Origin of the sequence: Streptomyces sp. NPDC001406 (assembly GCF_042895285.1) — a bacterium.
In the GTDB taxonomy this organism is placed as follows: domain Bacteria; phylum Actinomycetota; class Actinomycetes; order Streptomycetales; family Streptomycetaceae; genus Streptomyces.
The window spans coordinates 463675-483891 of the sequence record NZ_JBIAWG010000006.1 but is presented as its reverse complement, the minus strand read 5'-3'; the positions used below and the strand labels follow the sequence as shown (position 1 = coordinate 483891).

The 20217-nt window shown below is 71.7% G+C and carries 13 protein-coding genes and 2 pseudogenes; 12 read left to right on the top strand and 3 right to left on the bottom strand.

Annotation, left to right across the window (positions count from 1 at the left end; translation table 11 throughout):
- Nucleotides 1-172: 172 nt before the first annotated feature.
- The 3 genes and pseudogenes from ACFY1J_RS17645 to ACFY1J_RS17635 all read right to left on the bottom strand — a co-directional run.
- Nucleotides 173-337: pseudogene (locus ACFY1J_RS17645) on the bottom strand (recombinase family protein); the annotation flags it as partial.
- A complete protein-coding gene (locus tag ACFY1J_RS17640; protein WP_390731479.1) occupies nucleotides 271-912 on the bottom strand; it encodes a hypothetical protein in 642 nt (213 codons plus the stop codon). The gene ACFY1J_RS17640 and the pseudogene ACFY1J_RS17645, both read right to left, overlap by 67 nt.
- A 252-nt stretch (nucleotides 913-1164) precedes the next feature.
- On the bottom strand, nucleotides 1165-1932 hold the full coding sequence (locus ACFY1J_RS17635) for a DeoR/GlpR family DNA-binding transcription regulator (protein ID WP_390712672.1): 768 nt from the start codon (nucleotides 1930-1932) through the stop codon (nucleotides 1165-1167).
- Nucleotides 1933-2152: 220 nt separating this feature from the next.
- On the opposite strand from ACFY1J_RS17635, the gene ACFY1J_RS17630 reads away from it, so the two are divergent.
- The 12 genes and pseudogenes from ACFY1J_RS17630 to ACFY1J_RS17575 all read left to right on the top strand — a co-directional run.
- Complete coding sequence (locus tag ACFY1J_RS17630) at nucleotides 2153-3328, top strand: MFS transporter (RefSeq protein ID WP_390731478.1); 1176 nt, start codon at nucleotides 2153-2155, stop codon at nucleotides 3326-3328.
- On the top strand, nucleotides 3325-3930 hold the full coding sequence (locus ACFY1J_RS17625; RefSeq protein ID WP_390731477.1) for an HAD family hydrolase: 606 nt from the start codon (nucleotides 3325-3327) through the stop codon (nucleotides 3928-3930). Before ACFY1J_RS17630 ends, ACFY1J_RS17625 begins: the two co-directional genes overlap by 4 nt.
- Nucleotides 3927-4535 carry a GPP34 family phosphoprotein gene (locus ACFY1J_RS17620; protein WP_390712675.1) on the top strand — a complete coding sequence of 203 codons (609 nt, stop codon included), beginning with the start codon at nucleotides 3927-3929 and terminating at the stop codon, nucleotides 4533-4535. The genes ACFY1J_RS17625 and ACFY1J_RS17620 overlap by 4 nt, the downstream gene beginning before the upstream one ends.
- Before the next feature lie 236 nt (nucleotides 4536-4771).
- Nucleotides 4772-6040, top strand: coding sequence for an aspartate aminotransferase family protein (locus tag ACFY1J_RS17615; RefSeq protein WP_390712676.1), 1269 nt, complete (start codon nucleotides 4772-4774; stop codon nucleotides 6038-6040).
- A complete protein-coding gene (locus tag ACFY1J_RS17610; RefSeq protein ID WP_390712677.1) occupies nucleotides 6037-6990 on the top strand; it encodes an inositol monophosphatase family protein in 954 nt (317 codons plus the stop codon). Before ACFY1J_RS17615 ends, ACFY1J_RS17610 begins: the two co-directional genes overlap by 4 nt.
- Complete coding sequence (locus ACFY1J_RS17605) at nucleotides 6987-8024, top strand: zinc-binding dehydrogenase (RefSeq protein ID WP_390731476.1); 1038 nt, start codon at nucleotides 6987-6989, stop codon at nucleotides 8022-8024. Before ACFY1J_RS17610 ends, ACFY1J_RS17605 begins: the two co-directional genes overlap by 4 nt.
- Nucleotides 8021-9904, top strand: a complete 1884-nt coding sequence (locus ACFY1J_RS17600; RefSeq protein ID WP_390731475.1) for a beta-galactosidase — start codon at nucleotides 8021-8023, stop codon at nucleotides 9902-9904. Before ACFY1J_RS17605 ends, ACFY1J_RS17600 begins: the two co-directional genes overlap by 4 nt.
- 155 nt (nucleotides 9905-10059) lie before the next feature.
- Nucleotides 10060-12243 (top strand): aminotransferase class III-fold pyridoxal phosphate-dependent enzyme, encoded by a 2184-nt coding sequence (locus ACFY1J_RS17595; RefSeq protein ID WP_390712680.1) that lies wholly within the window; start codon nucleotides 10060-10062, stop codon nucleotides 12241-12243.
- Nucleotides 12240-12644, top strand: a complete 405-nt coding sequence (locus tag ACFY1J_RS17590) for a nuclear transport factor 2 family protein (RefSeq protein ID WP_390712681.1) — start codon at nucleotides 12240-12242, stop codon at nucleotides 12642-12644. The genes ACFY1J_RS17595 and ACFY1J_RS17590 overlap by 4 nt, the downstream gene beginning before the upstream one ends.
- 10 nt (nucleotides 12645-12654) lie before the next feature.
- Nucleotides 12655-18798, top strand: a complete 6144-nt coding sequence (locus ACFY1J_RS17585) for an amino acid adenylation domain-containing protein (RefSeq protein WP_390731474.1) — start codon at nucleotides 12655-12657, stop codon at nucleotides 18796-18798.
- Nucleotides 18795-19991 (top strand): cytochrome P450, encoded by a 1197-nt coding sequence (locus ACFY1J_RS17580; protein WP_390731473.1) that lies wholly within the window; start codon nucleotides 18795-18797, stop codon nucleotides 19989-19991. The genes ACFY1J_RS17585 and ACFY1J_RS17580 overlap by 4 nt, the downstream gene beginning before the upstream one ends.
- Nucleotides 19988-20161 (top strand): annotated as a pseudogene (locus ACFY1J_RS17575) (ferredoxin); the annotation flags it as partial. The gene ACFY1J_RS17580 and the pseudogene ACFY1J_RS17575, both read left to right, overlap by 4 nt.
- Nucleotides 20162-20217: the final 56 nt, after the last annotated feature.

The window sequence follows — 20217 nt, the reverse complement described above, 5'->3', positions numbered from 1 at the left end:
CGCCGGCCGGAGACGCCGCAGCACAGCAGCCCGGGGGACGTTTCCCGGTGGACGCGGAGGTTCTGGACGGTGATGAAGTCGGCCTCGCTGACCAGCGCCGGGTGTGCGGGCGGTCGGAGATGATCCAGTCGGTGGGGTTGTTCCAGCGCATGACGTTGAGGTGGCCGAGAGTGGTGTTGGCGGGGTCGACGAGGTCGTGGTCGGTGCGCCGGCGGTTCCAGACCTGTCGGCCGGTGTAGCGGGGATTGGCGAGGATGGCCTGCACCGTGTTCAGCACCCAGCGCTGACCGTCACGGTGCGGGTTGCGGACCCGGTCGGCGGCGGATGGGCAGGGGATGCCGGCGTCGTTGAGGCGCGGGTGATGCGGGCGATGCTGTGCCCGGCCAGGCGCTGGGCGAAGATCCAGGACACGATCAGCCCGCACGCGGGGTCGATGTCCAGGCGCTGCAGGCGTACGCCGCGGCGGGCCAGGGCCAGGGCCAGGGCCAGGGCCAGGGCCAGGGCCCGGTTCCCGGTTGGGGTGCGGGCCGGCGTCGGCGAGGCGGTAGCCGTGGGGTGGGCGGCCGCCGAGATGGCGGCCCTGATCGCGGGGACAAGATCCCGAGCAGGATCATCAGCTCCTCCTGCCCGCCGGTCTGCGGATCCACAACGCCGCCCCAGCTTCGGCACCCACACCTCGACGCCATAGTGCTCGAAGAGCGGAGTCATGGTCGCGAACTGGCTGCCGTAGAAGGCGCGTTCACTGGAACCGATGACGACCGCGTCGAACTCCCGGTCGGGATCAGCCATCGCGACGAGCAGGGCCGCAGCCTCGGGTCGGCGCGACCAGGGCACGGTGCGGCTGCGCCCGGTGTCGAAGAACTCGGCGACGATCCGTCCGTGACCGGAGACCAGGGCCTGAGCGCGTAACAACTGCCAAGCTTGTGACGTGTTCGGGTCCTGGTGGTCCTCGGTGGACACCCGCCCGTAGAACGCAAACCGCAGACCACTGGCCGGCGGCATGCCGACGGGCATCCGGATGACGGCGCTTGGCTTCCTGCGCGCTGCATTCCTGCCCTTGCCGTATCCCGGCAGCCAGGTACGGGGATCGGTGATGTCGTTGCGCAGCCCGGAATCCCGGGTGTTTGCAGGCGGGGAGGGATCGCGGGCTCCCCGCCCCGCAGTTCAGTCCTCGGTGGGATGGACGACCTGGACCCCACGCGCCTGCATCGCCTCGACCACCGGGTTGTCCGGCGCCGCATCCGTGACGACCAGCGTGATCTCCTCCAGCGGGCAGATCCGGCCGAGCGCCGTGCGGCCGAGCTTGTCGGCCGTGGCCACCAGGATGACCCGCTGGGCCGCTTCGAGAGCCGCCCGTTTCACGCGGACGTCGTCGAGGTTGTAAGCGGTGGCACCACGGGCCGGGTCCACGCCGCAACAGCCCAGTACAAAGGTGTCGAAGCACAGATCCTTGAACGTCACGGCGGGCGTGTCGCCGTAGAAGGAGAGCTCCCCCGAACGGATCTGGCCACCGGGCAGCAGCAGCTGGATGCCGGGGTATGTGGAGAGTGCGAAGGCCGCGTGCAGTGACAGAGGGGTGACCGTGAACTGCCGGTCCTCCATGGCCTTGGCGACGGCCACGAGGGTGGTGCCGGTGTCCAGGGCGACCGTCTCGCCGTCCGTCAGCAACGACAGCACGGTACGCGCGAGTCGCTCCTTCGTCTCCGTGCCCGACATCGCGCGGATCGCGTACGGCGGCTCGACCCCGCCCGGCAGGTTGCTCACCGCGCCGCCACGCACTCTGCGCAAGGCACCGCGCGATTCCAGAAGCTCCAGGTCCCGGCGGATTGTCATCTCCGAGGCCCCCGTCGCGCGGGCGAGGTCGGCGACGGTCGCGCGGTTCTCGCGCATGAGCATCTCGATCACGAAGTTGTGTCTCTCCATCACATTCATGTCGGCGAGGGTATCGGCCATCCCTGCGGGACGCCGAGGAATGAACATCCCACCTGTTCAAGATGACATGATCTATGAGAGAGTTCTGGGGTGATGCTCATCTGACCTGCGTCTTCCTGTGTGTGTTTGATGTGCGTTCAACTACCGTTCCTTGAGGAGTTCGATGTCCACAGCCCGCAGACCCGAACCGTCCGGGGCCCCGCGGCCATTACTCTCGATCGTGGCGATCGTCGCCTCCTGTGTGGCATTCGTGGTGATCGGAGCCCTCCAGGCCTTGTACGGGCCCGCGATCCCCGCGCTGCGCAGGGACTTCGGCATCAGTCCCGCCGTCGCCGGACTCAGCCTGAGCGGACACTTCGCCGCCGCGGTGGTCGGCGTGCTCGTCTACCACCTGCTGTGCGCACGGCTGGGCCACCGGATCCTGCTCGGTGCCTCGTACCTGCTCATGGCGCTGGGCGCGGTCGTGTTCGCCACCGCGCCCAACTGGCCCCTGGCCCTGGTCGGCACGTTCGTCATCGGCCTTGGCTTCGGCGGTGTCGACTACGGCCTCAACCAGCTGTTCGCCGTCGCCTTCGGCCGCCGCAGCACCGCGATGCTCAACCTGCTCAACGGCCACTTCGGTGTGGGTGCGATCGCGGGGCCCGCCCTGGTGGGATGGCTCGGCGCCGAGCACTACCCGGGCATCTTCGTCGGCGTCGCCGCCGTCTGTGTGCTCATCCTGTTCACCCTCGGAGGTGTGGCCTCCCGGGAGCCCGAGCCCTTCAACGAGGGCACGTCCGGTACGGGTGCGCGCGTCGCGCCGATCATCGCCGCGTTCATCGGCGTCTACGTGCTGCACGTGGCCATCGAGACCGGGGTCGGCGGATGGGAGCCCACCCATCTGGAGACCGTGGGCTTCGCCGCCGCGACCGCCGCCACCGCCACGTCGGCGTACTGGGCCGCCATGACCATCGGCCGCTTCGTCGTGGTCCCGCTCTGCCTGCGCTTCTCGGCGCCCGCGATCCTCACCGTGTGCTGCGCGGGCATGGCGGGATTCCTCATGCTCGCGACGCTTCCCTCGGCGGCGCCCTACGCCTACTTCGGGGTGGGCCTCGCCATCGCGCCGATCTTCCCCACGTGTCTGCCCTGGCTGAACCGGGCGGTGCCGAGCGTCGCCGCGGCCGGCGCCTATGTGATGGCCGCTTCGATGATCGGAGGCGTCGCCTTCCCGCCGCTGCTCGGCGTGGTCATCGACGGACTGGACGTCAAGGCGCTCCCGGTCGTCCTGTTCGCCCTGGCCGGCGTCTGTCTGCTGCTCAGCTTCTGGCTGCGCGGCAACGCCCCCGACCCGAACGGACTGCCCGCATCGAGCCCCGGCGCCGCCGGGACCACCAAGCCCTCGGAGGTGCAGGCGTGAAGGCCGTCCTCTTCGACATGTTCGGAGTCCTGGCCCGGGTCCAGTCCGCAGAGTCGCAGGTGGTGATCGAACGAACAGCCGGCGTGAGCGGAAAGCGGTTCTGGGACGCCTACTGGTCGCTGCGCGCGCCGTACGACCGCGGCGACGTCCTGGGCCCCGCCTACTGGAAGAACGTGGGCGAACGGCTCGGGACGCCGTTCACCGGCCGGCAGGTCGACGAACTGATCGCCGCCGACCTCGCCAGCTGGAGCGAGGTCGACCAGGAGAGCGTGAACTTCCTGGTCGAGCTGGCCGGCCGGGGCGTGCGCCTGGGACTTCTCTCCAACATCCCGGAGGAACTCGCCGTCCACTACGAGGCCACCCAGGAGTGGCTCGGACATTTCGGCGTGGTCGGACTGTCCTGCCGGATCGGCAGCGCCAAGCCGGAAGCCGCCGCGTACGAGTGGTGCGGCCGCGAACTGGGGCTGCCTGCCGAGGAGATCCTTTTCGTGGACGACCGTCCCGACAACGTTCTCGCGGCCCGCGAAGTCGGCATGCGCGGCCATGTGTTCACGGACGTCGGCACCCTCGCCGCGGTGCTGGAGGAGGAGTACACCGGGTGACACCGACGCCTCTCCTCCTGGCCCTGTGCGGTGCCGGAGAAGGCGGATCCTGGCCCTGGCCCACCCGGACCGAAGCCGGACGCGCGGTCGCCGGAGCGGCGCTGTACGAACTCGCCCTCGCACGGCGGCTGGAGCTGCTGGACGACAGAGTCGTGCCGTACGGCGGCGGCACCACGGACGACGTGGTCCAGGACGAGGTGCTCCGCAGCGTCGGCGCGGCCGGCCGGGCGCGGCCGCCCTGGGAATGGGTGGAGTCGCTCGGCCATGGTGCGCTGCGGCACGTCGAGGAGGAATGCGGGGCCACCGCACTCGGCACGCTTGGCGAGCGCATGAGCGAGGCGAGGGCCCGGGCGCGGCGCGCCGCCGAACGGCCCGACGTGTCGGACGCCTCGGCCCTGGCAGTCGTCGTACTGCTGGTCGCCGCCCGCCAGGGACACCTGGTGCAGCCGGCAGCCCTGCCCCCGGACCGGGCGCGCCACGCGGCGCAGGCGCTCGCCCTGCTCGAACGCAGCGTGCCGCATTCCGGCCGGGCGCTGCGCTGTGCCGCGGCCGCGGTGCGGCGCTCGATCACCGTTTCCGCCGCCGCTCTGACCTTCCCCGGATAGCCATTGCAAACGAATTCCTGCCCCTCCTTGCCAGCGAGGGATCCGATATGATCTTCTTGCTGCGGGGATGTTGAGTGAGTTCCGAGTGCACCGCAATTCCACTCCGTCCCGTCTCCTCTGCATCACATACCACATGGTGCGAGTGATTTCAGCGACCAGATTTCACCGGCACAATTCTTCGACCACACAGAAACGTGAACAGGCATGTGCTTTCGTGTCTGCCCCAGGGGGAAATGATGGATACCAAGACCGTCACCGATCACCTCTATTATCCCGTCAGCGCGCAAAAGATGGAGCGGGGTGAAGGCGTCTATCTGTACGATGCCGACGGAAACCGCTACCTGGACTGCGCGTCGGCGACGTTCAATCTCAGCCTCGGTTACTCCCACCCCGCCGTGATCGCGGCGATGAAGGACCAGCTCGACAAGGTGGTCCATCTCACCTCCTCGTACCAGAGCGATCCGATCAACGGGCTCGTGCAGCGGCTCGTGGAGACCTCGCCGGCCAATCTGACCCGGGTCCACCCCAAGGTCTCCGGCGGGTCGTCCGCCAATGAGGGCGCCATCAAGATGGCCCAGCACGCCACCGGAAAGTCCGAGGTCATCACGTTATTCCGCAGCCATGTGGGACAGACGATGATGATGGCATCGATGTCAGGAAACGCTTTCCGGCGCGAGCCGTTCCCGCTTCTGTACCCAGGCAGCCTGCAGGTCCCCGACCCGTACTGCTTCCGCTGCTTCTACGGGCAGAACAAGGAAACCTGCGGCCTGATGTGCGTCGACCGCATCGACGACTTCATCGAGTACGCGAGCAGCGGCCGGGTCGCGGCCGTACTGATCGAGCCGATTTCCGGAAACGGCGGGAACATCATGCCGCCGGACGGCTACATGCAGAAACTGCGGGCCTTCTGCGACGAACACGACATCGCCCTCATCTTCGACGAGATCCAGACGGGCATCGGCCGTACGGGGCATATGTTCGCGGCCCAGCATTTCGATGTCGAGCCGGACGCCATCACCACGGCGAAGGGCCTCGGTGGTTCCGGCGCGCAGGTCGCCGCCATTCTCACCAACGACCGTCTTTCCGGGCTTCCCGCGCATCACCACTCCTTCACCTACGGCTCGAATCTCCTTGCCGCCGCGGCCGCGAACGTCACCCTCGACATCGTGCGGCAGCCGGAATTCCTCGCGAATGTCAGGAATGCCGGCGACTATATTCTCGAGCGACTTCGCGACATGCAGCTGCGCTATCCGGCCATCGGCGACGTCCGCGGTGTCGGCCTGATGATCGGCTTCGAGATGTGCGAGCCCGACGGCAAGCCGGCCGTAAAGCTCACCAACCACCTGGCGAGCGCGGCCATGGACCACGGCCTCATCCTGCGCACCTCGCGCTACGGCTACGGAAACGTCCTCAAGATCCGTCCTCCGCTGATCCTGACGATGGCTCAGGCCGGGGAGATCTGCGACAAGCTGGAGAACCTCTTCATGTCGGAGCTCGCCCAGTGAAGAATCTACTCAAGGGTCTCGGCGAACACGTCCGCGCCGAGCTGCTGACCTACGGCGAGCTGGGCCTGGCCCGCCAGGTGCACGGCGACTCCCCCGGCGGCGACGCCCAGTTCGACGTCGACGAGGTGGCCGAGAAGGCCGTCCTGGACTACCTGCGCGCCCACGCCGAGGTGCCCGTCGCCGTCTACACCGAGGACGGCGCCTTCGTCGAACTCGCCCCCGACCCGCAGTATCTGCTCGTCGTCGACCCCATCGACGGCACCCGCCCCACCTCGGCCGGCCTCGAGATGGGCGTGGTCTCCATCGCCGCGGCCCCCTACGGCGACGGCAAGCCGACCCTCGCCGACGTCACCGCCGCCTTCCTGTTGGAGATCAAGAGCGGCGCATGGATCTACGGTGACGACACCGAGGGCCTCTCCAGCGGCGGTCACCCCACCGCCGTACCGCGGCTGAGCCGGACCACCGACCTGGCGAAGATGTTCTGGTCCATCGAGTTCAACGGCCACCCCATGCACCTGATGGACGCGGCCTACTCCCACCTCGTGGACCAGTCGTCCAACACCGGCGGCGTGTTCGTCTTCAACAGCGCCAGCTTCTCCATCTCCCGCATCATCACCGGACAACTCGACGCCTACGTCGACATCGGCAACCGGATCCTGCGCGACCACCCCGACACCGAGGCCGAGTTCCTGCGCGTCGGACGCGGCTCGATCCTGCACCTGTTCCCGTACGACATCGCCGCCGCGGTCTACCTCGCCAAGCAGGCCGGTGTCGTGATCACCGACGCCTACGGCGACGACCTGGGCCCGACCTCGCTGGTCGACCTCGGGCCGCTGAACCAGAAGTCGTGCATCGCCGCGGCGACGCCCGAACTGCACAAGCAACTGATCGACTCCATCCGCTGGGAACCGGGCCGTGGCACCACCCCGGCCGCCAAGGGGGACGCATGAAGGCGCTCACGCTGACCGAAGACCGCTCTCTGGAGCTGGTCGACCGGCCCAAGCCGGAACCTCGCGAGGCGACGGACGTCGTCATCCGCATCGTCCAGAGCGGTATCTGCGGCACCGACCGCAGCGTGCTCGTCGGCAAGTTCCCGGCCGAGGCCGGGGTGGTGATGGGACACGAGGCCGTCGGCGTCGTCGAGACCACGGGCCCCGGCGTGACCCGCTTCGCACCCGGTGACCGGGTCATCGTCAACCCCACTCTGTACTGCGGCAGTTGCGCCACGTGCCTGGAAGGCCACTGGAACTTCTGCGGCAACAAGGCGGGCACCGAGGTCGGGCTCGACTACGACGGCTCCTTCGCCGAGTTCATGCGCCTGCCCGAGTTGTTCTGCCACGCGATACCCGACGGGATGAGCTTCGACCGGGCCGTCGTGGTCGAACCGCTCGCCTGCGCCCTCAACAACATCGAGGCCGGCCGGCTCCAGCCGGGCGAGACCGTGGTGATCGTCGGTGGCGGTCCGATGGGCACCGTCACCGCCATGGCCGCCGCCCGCTACGGCGCCCGGGTCCTGGTCGTCGAGCCCGACCCGGTCCGTCAGTCGCTGGACCGGGAGATCTTCGCCGCCCCCGAGTTCGAGGGCCGGATCACCCTCCACTCCCCGGACGACGCCGAACTCACCCACCGCGGCCACCTGGTCGTCGACTCCGTCGGCAACCTCCTGGAGCAGAGCCTCGGTTACGCCGCCCAGCGGGGACGGGTCGTCGTCATGGGCTTCAACAGCAACGCCACCGCCACCGTGCGTCCGCTGCAGATCCTCCAGCGCGGACTGCAGATCATCGGCGCCGGCGACTACAACAGCATGATCTTCCCCAAGGCCGTCGAGCTGGCACGCTCGATCCCGCTGGAGCGGCTGATCACTCACCGCTTCCCGCTGGAGGACCACGCGGAGGCCTTCAAGGCCCTTGCCGCGGTGCCGGGCGCCGACTACGCCGCGCTCAAGGTCGTCCTCATACCGGACCAGGACGGGGGCACCGTATGAGCGCCCGGCTGAACACGGCCCTGATCCCCGGCACGGACCGCCCCGTCGTCATCGGCGAGTACCCCTACTACCGGGCCGATCCGGCCAACTGGGCAGGCAATCTGCTGGAGTTGCGCTCCCTCGGCGTCGACGTCGTCTCGTTCTACCTGCCCTGGCGGCTCCACGAGACCGGCGAGGGCGAGCAGCGCGCGTTCGACTTCCACGGCAAGACCGACCCGCAGCGCGACGTCGTACGGCTGATCGGCCTCGCCGCCGAGGCGGGCCTGGCCGTCCTGGTCAAGCCCGGCCCCTTCATCCACGCGGAAGTACAGCTCGGCGGGCTCCCCGACCGGCTGTGCGGCTCCGGCCACACGCCCTACCAGGGGCTGACCGGCGACCTGCTCACCTCCCAGGCCAAGCCGTTGCCCAGCCTCCTCGACCCGGCCGTCAAGGACGAGGTCGCCACCTGGCTGCGGGCCGTGGCCGGCGAGGTCGTGTCACCCACGGCCGCCCCCCGGGGCCCCGTCGTCGCGCTCCAGCTGGGCAACGAGGGCATGTCCGGTGACGTGCACATCGCCATCGACGCCCAGGACGCCTCCCCGGCGGCCCGCGAGGAGTTCGCCCGCTGGCTGTCCGCCCGCGGACTGACCGACGAGGCGGCGCGCGCCGGCGACGAACTCGCCGACTGGCCCAGCGCACTGCGGCTGCTGTGGTCGCGCTGGTCCGGCGAGGCCATCGCCGGGCTGTGGGACTGGATCTCCGACCTGTTCCCGGCCGGCCCGGCCCGCGTGGCCAACGTGCCCCTGGCCCGCGCCATCGGACCGGACGCCACCATCGACGCCTGGGCCGCCCGCCACCGCGCCCTCAAGGGCTCCCGGCATCTGATCGGGCACACCGAGTGGGTGGGCAACCCGGCACAGAGCCCGGAGGCCTTCGCCACGCACCTCGGCGAGATCCTGCTGGGCGGCACCGATGTGCTCGAGGCCAACTGGGGCTTCACCTGGGACGACGAGACATTCGCCGGTCCGCGCACACCCCTGTTCAACGCCCTGCTGGCCCTGACGCTCGGATCCACCACGGTCAGCGTCTACACCGCCTGCGCGGCGGGCACCTGGGGCGAGCTGATCGACATGGACCCGGAGGGGCTGCGCGCCGAAGGCGTCGACCCCGCCCTCCACGCACCGCCGTACTGCCCCGGTGCGCCCCTCACGGAGGCCGGCGAGCACAACCCCACCGCGGAGAGCCTGCTGCTGCTCACCCGCTTCCTCGACCGGCACGGCGCGGCCCTGGCCGACAGTCGGCTCGACCGCGACGCGGATCTGCTCGTCGACCGCGCCCTGGCGGAGGCCGGCGCCTGGCAGCGGGAGGGGAAGACCGTACTGCGGGAACTCACCGAGGCCGTCCACGAGCAGCTGCGGGACACCCACCGGCTGGTGGGCCTGCGCTGGCTCGACGAGGCCCCGCCCCGCACCGCACAGGACGCCACCGGGCCCCTCGGCGTGCTCCGCGCGGGTCACCCCGGCGCGAGCACCGCACCCGGCGAACTCACCGTCGCCGCGGGCGTCCCCGCCCACGGTGCCGTGGCCGGCTTCGTCGCCGGGCTGGGCACGGACGCCCCACGCTGGACGTCCGCCCAACGCCGCGCCGTCGCCCTCACCAGGACGGGCTCCGACGGGACGCGCGTGATCGGCGTCTTCAACCCCACCGGCGCGGACGACCGGATCACCGGCGCCGACGGCGACTGGGCCGTCGATCTGCCCGCAGGGACCGCGGCGCTCGCCGTCTGCTGGGGAGACACGCTCCTGGGCTGGCTGGCGACGCCCACCGCACCTTCCACCGCCGCCGTCACCCTGACCTGGGGCGGCGAGCAGGCCGACGCACAGCGCGTGACGGCCTCCTGAGAACGCGGGCGGCGGGAGAACGCGCCTGACAACGCTCTCCCGTCGCCCGCTCCCGCGGCTTGGTCGTCCAACTCCTCGCGAGGCAGAAGGGAGTTCGACGACCGGGCCGCGGACCGACGAAATCGCCCGAACCCGATTCGAGCCCAGGTGCCGCCATGTTCCAGAACCACGACGTCGCGTCCCCCACGGCCACCACCGTGTTCCGCCCCGCAGGTCGCAACACCCTCACCGCTCTGCGCGACCTCATCGAACAGGAGCATCCGATCTTCGCGATGCCCTCCTGGTTCGTGACCGCCGACTCCGCCCACGCCGGCCACCTGATCAGCGAGTTCCTGCGGGAACTCGGCGGCCCCGGGACCCCCGCGGCCTACCGCAGCTTCTTCGCCAACTCTCGCTACGAAGCCCTCCACGGAGCGGTCAAGCTGCTGCGCCACCGCTCGGCCGATTCCGCGGCCCGGCACCACGGACGCGTTCTCGTCCTCGATCCCGATGGCACACTCGCCCGCCGCGCCGACCCGCTCGGCGACGGCCCCGACCGAGCGCTCGCCCCCGGGCTCCACAGCCACTCCACCCTTGCCGCCCTGCGCACGGCCGCCGCCGGCGCCGACCACTGCGGCCTGATGCTGCGCGGCACGGAGCGACTCGGCGCGGACGACCTGGCCGATCTGGCGGCGCTCGTCCGCGACGTCCGGGCCCGCGGCGCCCGCATCGCCCTGGACCTGTCCGACGTCGATCCGCTGGCCCCGCCGTCCGGCACCGTCCGCGCCCTGCGACCCGACCTCTTCGTCCTCGGCGAGTCGCTCACCGGCTACGAGGTGCCCTTCGGCGCCTTCGCGGGCAGCCCCGACCTGTTCGCGCCCTGGTCCACCCCCTCGACCGGATTCCTGCACTCCAACACCTATGGCGGCAACACCGTCGCCATGCGCGCGGTCAAGGACCGGCTGCTGGGGCGCTGGGACGAACGGCACGCCGTGCACCGCGTCCTGGCCGCCACCGCCCACGACTGGCAGCGCACCCTCGACCTGTACGCCCGGCACGTCAACCCGATGACCGCCCGGATGCACCGCAAGCTGCGGGGCGCCCTCCACGTCGTACGCGCCAAGGGCTCCCGGCTCACCGTCCAGCTGGACTCGGGCCGCCGCCTCGAACTCGTCGACGGGCTGTGCGGTGCGGGTCTCGGCGTGGCCGGCCACAACCCCGTCGACGCCCTCACCGACGTCGTCCGCACACACGACACGGAGCGCGACTATGTCGCCGAACTCCAGCGTGTCCTCGCCCGGGACACCGGGCTGCCCCACACCTACCCCGCCGTCAGCGGCGCCTCTGCGGTGGAGAGCGCGTTCATCCTGGCCCGGCTGGCCCGCCCCGAGCAGCGCCGGATCGTGGTCTTCAAGCACAACTACGGCGGCAAGACTCTGGTGTCCCTGCTGGCCACCGCGGCCGAGCGCACCCGTGCCCCGTTCGGGCCGCTGTACGAGGACATCCGCTACATCGACCCGTACACCCCGCACGCCGCCGAGGAGTTCCGCAAGGAGGCGGCGACCGGAGAGGTCGGCCTGGTCTGGATCGAACTCGTCCACGGCAGCTCCGACTCCTACGCGCCCATTCCCACCGCGCTGCTCGACGCCGTCTCCGAGGGCCGCGAGCCGCACGGGTACCTGGTCGGCGTCGATGAAATCCTCACCTCGTACTACCGCTGCGGCACCCGGTTCGCGCACCAGGGCAGGCTGCCCGAGATCGACCTGATGAGCCTGTCGAAGGCGCTCAGCTACGGCTGCTTCCCGACCGGAGCCGCCCTGGTCTCCGACGCCGTCCACGAGGCTGCCCGCCGCACCGCTCCGCAGCTCGTCGAGGAACTACGCACCCGGCACGCCCACCAGCTCGGTGCCCATTTCTCGCTGCAGGCCGTCGCCCAGGTCGACGCACTGCACCTGGACCGGCGGGTAGCGGCCCTGTCCGCCGTGGTGGACGAGGGGATCGCCGCGATGGACACCGGCCCCGCCGGCGTCGTCGGGCGCCGCTTCGCCGAGGGCCTGCTGGGCCGCTTCGAACCCCGTGTGCCCGGACCGCTGCGCCGCGTCGTCGACCCCGAGGGCGAGTGGATGACCTTCGCCCTGATCATCTGGTGGATCACCCGGGCCAGGGCCTTCGTCGTCTACGACGTCTTCCTGCTGCCGCTCGTCGCCACCGAGGACGAGATCCGCCAGGTGATGCGCGGGGCCCGAGAACTCTCGCGCACCTCCCCGTACCGCCTCCTCGCCCAGGTGGGCCTCTTCCGTCTGGGCGAACGGGCACGCGCCGTCGCGCGCACCCTGACCACCGCTAGGAGCACCGTATGAGCCAGCAGAACGTCGACGTCGTCCGCCGTTTCTTCCAGCTCTTCGACGAACGACGGCTGACGGACATCGAGGCCCTCCTCACCGACGACTTCGAGTGGGTCTACCACGGTCCGAAGTCCCTGCCCTGGGCGGGCACGTACCGGGGCGTCGAGGGATTCAGGCAGTTCTTCACCATCGTCCGCGATCTGATCCAGGTGCAGGAGTGCGTGGCGTACGACTACCTGGACGCGGGCGACCGGGTCGTCGTCCTCGGCGTCAGCCGCACCCGGGTGCTCGCCAACGACCGCCGCTACGAGGCCCAGTGGATGAACGTCTTCACCGTGCGCGACGGTCTGATCTCCCGCTACCTGGACCTCTACGACACCGCCAGCGTGGTCGAGGCCCTCGGCCAGGAGCACTGAACCAGAGCACATGAACGCAGCCAGAGCCCACACCCTCGGCGACGCCTTCGCCGACGTCGTACGCGCCCGCGCCGAGCACACCGCGCTCGTCCACGGCGACCTCCGCCTGACCTACCGCGACATGGCCGGCTGGGCCGCGTCCGTCGCGGACCGGCTCGGCCGTGCCGGGGCCGTCGGCGCACCCGTCGGCATCCGTGCCCCCCGGTCCGCGGGGACCGTCGCCACCGTCCTCGGCGCGGTCCTCGCCGGATGCGCCTACGTGCCCCTCGACCCGGACGCGCCCGACGCTCGACTGCATGCCCTGGTGGAGGAGTTCGGCCTGCGCACGCTCTGCGTGGCACCCACCGAGGCCTGCCGGCTGCGCACGCTGCTGCCGGGGGTGCGGATCCTGACCGTCGACGCGACGATGCCGGACCCCGCACCCCTCGCCGTCGCGCCGAGCGCCCCGGACACGCTTGCCTACGTCATCGCCACCTCGGGCACCACCGGGCGGCCCAAGGGCGTACAGGTGGAACACCGTGGCGTCCTCACGCTCGCCCGGGCCCCGGAGGCGGGGTTCCGGCCCGACGACGTGGTGCTCCAGCTCGCCCCCCTCCATGTCGACCCGTCCGTCTTCGAGATCTGGGGCGCCCTGCTGAACGGGGCCACCCTCGTCCTGCCCGAAGCCGCCCGGCCCGGCATCCACGACATCGGGCGGGAGGTGCGCCGGCACCGGGTGAGCGTGCTGCGGCTCGCCGCACCGCTGTTCGCGCTCGCCATGGAGCACATCACCGACGCGCTGCGCGGACTGCGGCTGTGCGTGTCGGGCGGTGACCGGGCCTCGGCGAAGGCCGTGCGCGCGGCACTGCGCGAGCTGCCCGGCTGCCGGATCGCCAACGGCTACGGGCCCACGGAGACCACGGTCTACGCCTGCTGGCTGGTGCTCGACGCCCAGCACCCCTATGCCGCAGACTGGCCGGACGTGCCGATCGGCCGTCCCTTCGCCGATGCCACCGTCCACGTGGTCGACTCCGACCGGCGGCCTGTCGCCCCCGGCGAGGAGGGCGAACTCTGCGTCGGCGGGCCGGGCGTGGCCCGCGGCTACCTGGGCCGGCCCGACCTCACCTCCGACCGCTTCGTCCCCGAACCCGGCCGGCCCGACCGCACCGCCTACCTCACCGGCGACCGGGTCCGGCTGCTGCCGGACGGCAACCTCGCCTTCCTCGGCCGCACCGACGACCAGGTCAAGATCCGGGGCCACCGGGTCGAACCGGTCGAGACGGAACGGGCCCTGCTCGCCCATCCCGCGGTCCGCGAGGCCGCCGTGGTGGCGCACGGCACCGGCGAACGGCGCAGGCTCGCGGCGTTCGTCGTCCTCCGGGACGTGGCCGCCGAGCCGGACCTCATCGCCCACGCGGCGACACTTCTGCCGTCGCCGCAGGTCCCGGCGACGGTGACGGCGCTCGCGCAGCTGCCGGTCACCCCGAACGGCAAGACCGACCGGCCCGCCCTCGCCCAACTGGCCGGGCGGGCGCCCGACATGGCCGGGCCCGGCCTCCCGGACACACCCACCGAGAAGGTCGTGGCGGACCTGTGGCAGGAGGCGCTGGGCTCCTCGGTCGGCACGGACAACGACTTCCTCGCCGCGGGCGGCGACTCGCTCACCGCCATAGGCGTACTGGCCCGCCTGGAGCGCGCGACCGGTGTGGCCCTGTCGGTCGGGGACCTGTTCCGGGCGGCCACGGTGCGCGGGCTCGCCGCGCTCGTCGACGCCGCCGTGCCGGCCGGGACCGGCACGTCACCCGCCGTGGAGCGGCAGCCCGACGGCACCTGCACCGCACGGGCCGCCGAGCGGCAGCCGGACACACACGGCCGCGTTCCGCTCCTGCCCGGGCAGGAGGGCATCTGGTTCGAGCAGCAGGCCAGGCCCGGGAATCGGTACGTCATCTCCCGCACCTTCCTGGTACGGGGGCAGGTCGACGTACCCCGGCTGCGCCGTGCGCTCACCCGGCTCGGGCAGCGGCAGACGGCCCTGCGCACCGTCGTCCGGCAGGACGCCGACGGCTGGTGGCAGACGCCGGACGCGGATCCCGGCGCCGCCGTGGACCACCACGACATGACCCGGATGCCGCCGGCCGAGCGGCAGCATCGGATCCGCGCGCTCATCGCCGCCGGGGCGGCCGCCGGCGAGGCGTCCCCGCTCGTCCGCACCCTGGTGGTCACCCTCGACGAGTCCGCCGCTGTCGTCCACTTCGACATCCACCACATCCTCGCCGACGACTGGTCCCTCGACCTCTTCTTCACCGAGCTGTCGGCTCTCTACGACGACCTGGAGGCTCAACTCCCGCCGCTTCGGCGGACCTTCGCCGACCATGTGCGCGAGACCCTGGCCCGTCTGCCGGAACGCGAGCACGCCGCGCTGGAGTTCTGGCGCGGCGCCCTGAAGGGCGGCGCGGCCACTGCCGACCTCGTCACCGATCACCCCCGGCCGGCCCTGCTCAGCGGCGCCGGTGACCGCGTCCGGCTGTGGATCGACGCCGCCGAGAGCGCCCGGTACGCCGAGGCCGCCCGCCGGCATGGCATCAGCCGCTTCATGTTCTGCCTGGCCGGCGTGTACACCGTCCTCGCCGCACACGCCGAACGCGACTCCCTGTGCCTCGGCAGCCTGGCGACGGGCCGCGGGCGGGCCGGTACCGAGGACCTCGTCGGCTACTTCGTGAACCTGCTGCCGATCCGGGTCGAGGCCACCGCGGACACACCGGTCGTCACCCTGTTCCGGCAGGTCCGGGAGGCATGCGCCGCCGCACACGCCCACCACCACGTGCCCTTCCAGACGGTGTGCCGGGAACTCGGCGCCTCGGGTGTGTCCCGCGGATCCAGCCCCTTCCGCGTGGTCGTCAACCACCAGCAGCACCCGCCCCGCCCGCTCCGGCTGGGCTCCGCGCCCGTCGAGCCCCAGCCGCCGACCGAGGACGACACCGCAAAGTTCGAGCTGACCTTCACCTTCCAGGAGTCGTCCCAAGGACTCGCTCTCGACGTGGAGTTCAGCACCGACCTCTACCGCCGGGACACCGTCGAGCGACTCGCGAGCCAGCTGGTCGCGGTACTGGGCCGGCTCGCCGACGCCGGTCCGGACACCGCCCTGCGCGACATCGAGTTGCTCGAACCCGGCGAACGCGGCCGGCTCCTGGCCGCACCGGCGTCCGAGCGGCTCCCGGCCCACCCGGACGCCACCCTCACCTCGCTGTTCGCCCGTACGGCCGCCGCCCACCCCGGCAAGACCGCCGTGGTGGGGGAGGACACCGCCCTCACCTACCGCGAACTCGACCGACTCTCCGACGAGATGGCCAACCGGCTCCTCGCCCGGGGCGCGGGCCCCGGTGAGCGCGTCGCTCTCTGCCTGGAGCGCACGCCCCTGCTGATCGTGGCCGTCCTCGGCGTGCTCAAGACCGGCGCCGCCTACGTCCCGCTCGACCCGGCGTATCCGGCCGAGCGGCTGCGCCACGTCCTCGCGGACGCCCGGGCCCGGGCGCTGGTGACCTCGAAGGACATCACCGACCGGCTGCTGCGACCCGGTACGGAAACGGACGGCCTGCCGCCTGTCGTGGACATCGACCGGCTCGTGCGCCCCTCGGACGAGTCCCCGCCCACGCGGGCGGCGGCCTGCGCCACCGACCCCGCCTACATCATCTACACGTCCGGCAGCACCGGCCGGCCGCGCGGCGTCGTCGTCTCCCATCGCTCGGTCGTCAACACCCTGCACGCCGGCCTCGCCCGCCACCCGTTCACGCTGGACGACGTCTGGCTGCAGCTCACCTCGCCCGGCTTCGACGTGGCGGTTTACGAACAGTTCATGCCCCTCGTCTCCGGCGGCACCCTGGTCTGCTGCGCGGACGCCACCCGCGGTGACCCCGCCGCACTCGTCCGGGCCCTGCGCGACTACGGCGTGACCGTGATGGTCATCGTCCCCTCGCTCCTGCGCGCGCTGGGCCGACCGGACCTCGCTTCGGTACGGGTCCTGATCGTGGCCGGCGAGCCCGCCGACCCGCACGACACCCGCCACTACGCCCAAAGCCGCGTCGTCATCAACGGCTACGGCCCCACCGAGGCGGCGACCCTCGCCACCACCCACGAGGCCGGACCGGACGAGGACCGCGGCAGGATCCCGATCGGCCGGGCGCTGCCGGGAACCACCGCCCATGTCATCGACCGCCACGGCAGGCTCGCCGCCACGGGAGTCCCGGGGGAACTCTGGTTGGGCGGCGCGGGAGTCGCCCTCGGCTACTGGAACAACCCCGAACGCACCCGCGACCTGTTCACCACCGTCCCCGTCCTCGGCGACCGACGCCTGTACCGCACCGGGGACCGGGCACGGCGGCTGCCCGACGGCACCCTGGACTACCTGGGCCGACTTGACGGACAGATCAAGCTGCGCGGCTTCCGCATCGAACTCGGCGAGATCGAGGCGACCCTGACCCGCCATCAGCACATCGGTGAAGCCGTCGCGGTGCTTGTCGGCCAAGGACCCGACGCCGATCTCGGTGTCGCCTACGTGGGCACTGCCGACGAGCAGGAGGCGCGGGCCCATCTCGTCCGCCACCTGCCCGGCCACATGGTGCCCCGGCTCGTCGTGCCGGTCGCGCACATCCCCACCAGCAGTCACGGCAAGGCCGACCGCACCGCGCTCGCCGTCCGCCTCGCGACCCACGCGCGCGACCACGGCCCCACCGAGGAGACCGGCCGCGCCGCGAGCCCGCTGGAACAGGAACTGCTGGCCCTGTGGCGGGAGGTCCTCGGCAGCGGCCCGGCCATCGGCCTGTTTGACGACTTCTTCGCGCTCGGCGGGCACTCGTTGCGCGTCATCCGGCTGCTCGGCGAGCTCGAACGACGCTACGACCACCGGATACCGGTCCGGGACTTCCTCGCCGAGCCGACGGTCAGGGCCACCGCGCGCGCACTCACCCGCCCCGACGCCGGCACCCGGACGGCGACGGTGCTCCCCGAAGACGTCGTGCTCGACCCCGGCATCACCTTCGCCGGGCCCGTCGCCGCGCCGCGCCGCACGGACTCCGTCCTGCTCACCGGTGCCACCGGGTTCGTCGGCAGCCACGTCCTGAGCGAGCTGCTGGAGCGTACGGAGGGACCGGTGCTGTGCCTCGTACGCGCCGCGACGCCCGAAGCTGCCCGCGCGCGGCTGGCGCAGGCGGCCCGCCGGTACGCGCTCGCCCTGGACGCCGCCGACCCCCGGATCGTGCCGCTGCCCGGCGACCTCACGCTGCCCGGTCTGGGACTGGCGGGAACTCCCGGGCAGGGAGCGGCCCGTGCGGCGGCCACCGTCCTGCACCTGGGCGCGGAGGTCCACCACCTCTCCGGCTACCAGCACCTCGCCGCGGCGAACGTCGGCGGGACCCAGGAACTGCTGAGGATCGCCGCCGAGGGCCGGGCCGCCCGCTTCCACTACGTCTCCACGCTCGCCGTGCTGCGCGAACACACCCCGGACGGCCGCACGCGCACCCTGAGCGAGTCGACACCGACCGAACACGAACGCCACCCGCGCGGACGCGGCTACGCCGCGGCGAAGTGGGCCGCCGAACAGCTCGTCCGCCAGGCCGTCGCACGGGGAGCCGACGCCCGGACGTACCGGCTGGGCCGCGCGGGGGGCAGCTCGGCGACCGGCGCGCTCAGCCGAGACGACATGCTCACCCGGCTCCTGGTGAGTTCGGCCGCCCTCGGCTGCTACCCCGACCACCCGGGCCTCGCCTCCGACGCCCTGCCCGTCGACGTGATGGCCCACGCACTGGTGGCGCTGGCCCTCGCCGACGCCCCGCCGGGCACGGTCGGCCATCTGCACCATCCCCGCCGCAGCGGGCTCGGTGTCTTCCTCGCCGGCCACGACCGGCGCACCGGCTCCCGCACCCGCCCGGTCGCCCTGCGCACCTGGCTGGGGCGGCTGGACGACGCGGTGGCCCGGGGCACCGAACTGCCCGCCCTGGCCTACCGGGAGCACCTGCGCGAGCTGTGCGACGCACCCGACCGGGCGCAACCCGCCGGCTACCGCAACGAAGCCACTCTCGCCGCCCTGCACGCCCACGGCATCACCCCGCCCGACTGGGACGACGCCGTGGTCGACCGCTGGTGGCAGTACCTCGCACCGACCGGAGAGACGAGCGAATGACGGAAGTGCTGTATCCCATGGCCCGCCAGTGCCCGTTCGCCCCGCCCGAGGAGGTCACCCGGCTGCGCGACGAGCCGGAGGTACCCCGCGTCCCGATCTGGAACGGCGTACGCCCCTGGCTGTTCACCCGCTACGAGGACGCGCGGCTGGTGCTGAGCGACCCCCGGTTCAGCGCCGACAAGAGCCGCCCCGGCTACCCGCTCTCCAGCGCCGTCGCGGCCGCCGAGACGGCCGTCGAGCCGACGCTGCTCATCATGGACAACCCCGAGCACGACGCGCTGCGCCGCCTGGTGCTCGGCGAGTTCACCGTCCGGCGGGCCGAATCCTGGCGCCCCGCCGTGCGCGCCGTCGTCGCGGGCTGCCTCGACCGGATGCTGGACGGACCGCGCCGCGCCGACCTCGTGGCCGATCTCGCGCTGCCCGTCGCGCTCTCGGTGATCTGCGAGTTCCTCGGCGTGCCCCTGGCGGACCGGGAGCTGTTCCGCTCGCTCACCCACACCATGAACGCAGTGGCCGGCACCACCGAGACCGCAGCCGCGGCCCGTCAGGAACTTCAGGACTACCTCGAATCCCTTGTGGCCGCACGGGAGAAGGACCCGGGAGACGACTTCATCGGGCGCATGGTGGTCCGGCATGTGCGCACCGGGGCGATGAGCCGCCGCACCCTGAGCGCGATGGCGCTGCTGCTGCTCACGGCGGGGCACGACACCACGGCCAACATGATCTCTCTCGGCATCCTCACCCTGCTGCGCCACCCCGGCCGCTTCGCTGCCCTGCGCGGGCACGAGGACCCCCGGCAGCTCGCGGACACCGTGGAGGAGCTGCTGCGCCACCTCACCATCGTCCAGCGGGGAATCCGCCGGATCGCCACCGAGGACGTCGAGGTGGGCGGCCGTCTCGTGAAGGCGGGGCAGGGGGTGATCGCGGCGATCAACGTGGCCAACCGGGACCCCTCGCGCTTCCCCTCCGGCGAGGACTTCGACCCGGGCGTACGCGCCCACGGCCACCTCGCCTTCGGCTACGGCCCGCACCAGTGCCTGGGCCAGTCCCTGGCGAAGGTCGAACTCCAGGAGACCTACCACGCCGTCGCCCACCGGCTGCCGGAACTGCGGCTCGCCGTGCCCGTCGAGGAGATCCGCTTCAAGTCGGACATGGCCGTCTACGGCGTCCACGAACTCCCCGTGGCCTGGTGAAACCTCCGCATCCGGGCCGCCCGTCCGCCCTCTTGACCGCCAAGGAGTCAACCACCTTGAAGATCACCCTCGAACCCGAGCGATGTGTCGGAGCCGGGCACTGCGTCCTGTCGGCACCCGAGGTCTTCGACCAGAACGAGAGCGACGGCCTCGTCGTGCTGCTCGACACCGAGCCGGCCGTCGCGCTCGCCGACGCCGTCCACGAGGCGGCGGACCTCTGCCCGGC

Coding starts and splice junctions, on each gene's coding strand:
- ACFY1J_RS17635 (WP_390712672.1), bottom strand. CDS start 1,932: ATGAATGTGATGGAGAGACACAACTTCGTGATCGAGATGCTCATGCGC.
- ACFY1J_RS17615 (WP_390712676.1), top strand. CDS start 4,772: ATGGATACCAAGACCGTCACCGATCACCTCTATTATCCCGTCAGCGCG.
- ACFY1J_RS17605 (WP_390731476.1), top strand. CDS start 6,987: ATGAAGGCGCTCACGCTGACCGAAGACCGCTCTCTGGAGCTGGTCGAC.
- ACFY1J_RS17600 (WP_390731475.1), top strand. CDS start 8,021: ATGAGCGCCCGGCTGAACACGGCCCTGATCCCCGGCACGGACCGCCCC.
- ACFY1J_RS17595 (WP_390712680.1), top strand. CDS start 10,060: ATGTTCCAGAACCACGACGTCGCGTCCCCCACGGCCACCACCGTGTTC.
- ACFY1J_RS17590 (WP_390712681.1), top strand. CDS start 12,240: ATGAGCCAGCAGAACGTCGACGTCGTCCGCCGTTTCTTCCAGCTCTTC.
- ACFY1J_RS17585 (WP_390731474.1), top strand. CDS start 12,655: ATGAACGCAGCCAGAGCCCACACCCTCGGCGACGCCTTCGCCGACGTC.
- ACFY1J_RS17580 (WP_390731473.1), top strand. CDS start 18,795: ATGACGGAAGTGCTGTATCCCATGGCCCGCCAGTGCCCGTTCGCCCCG.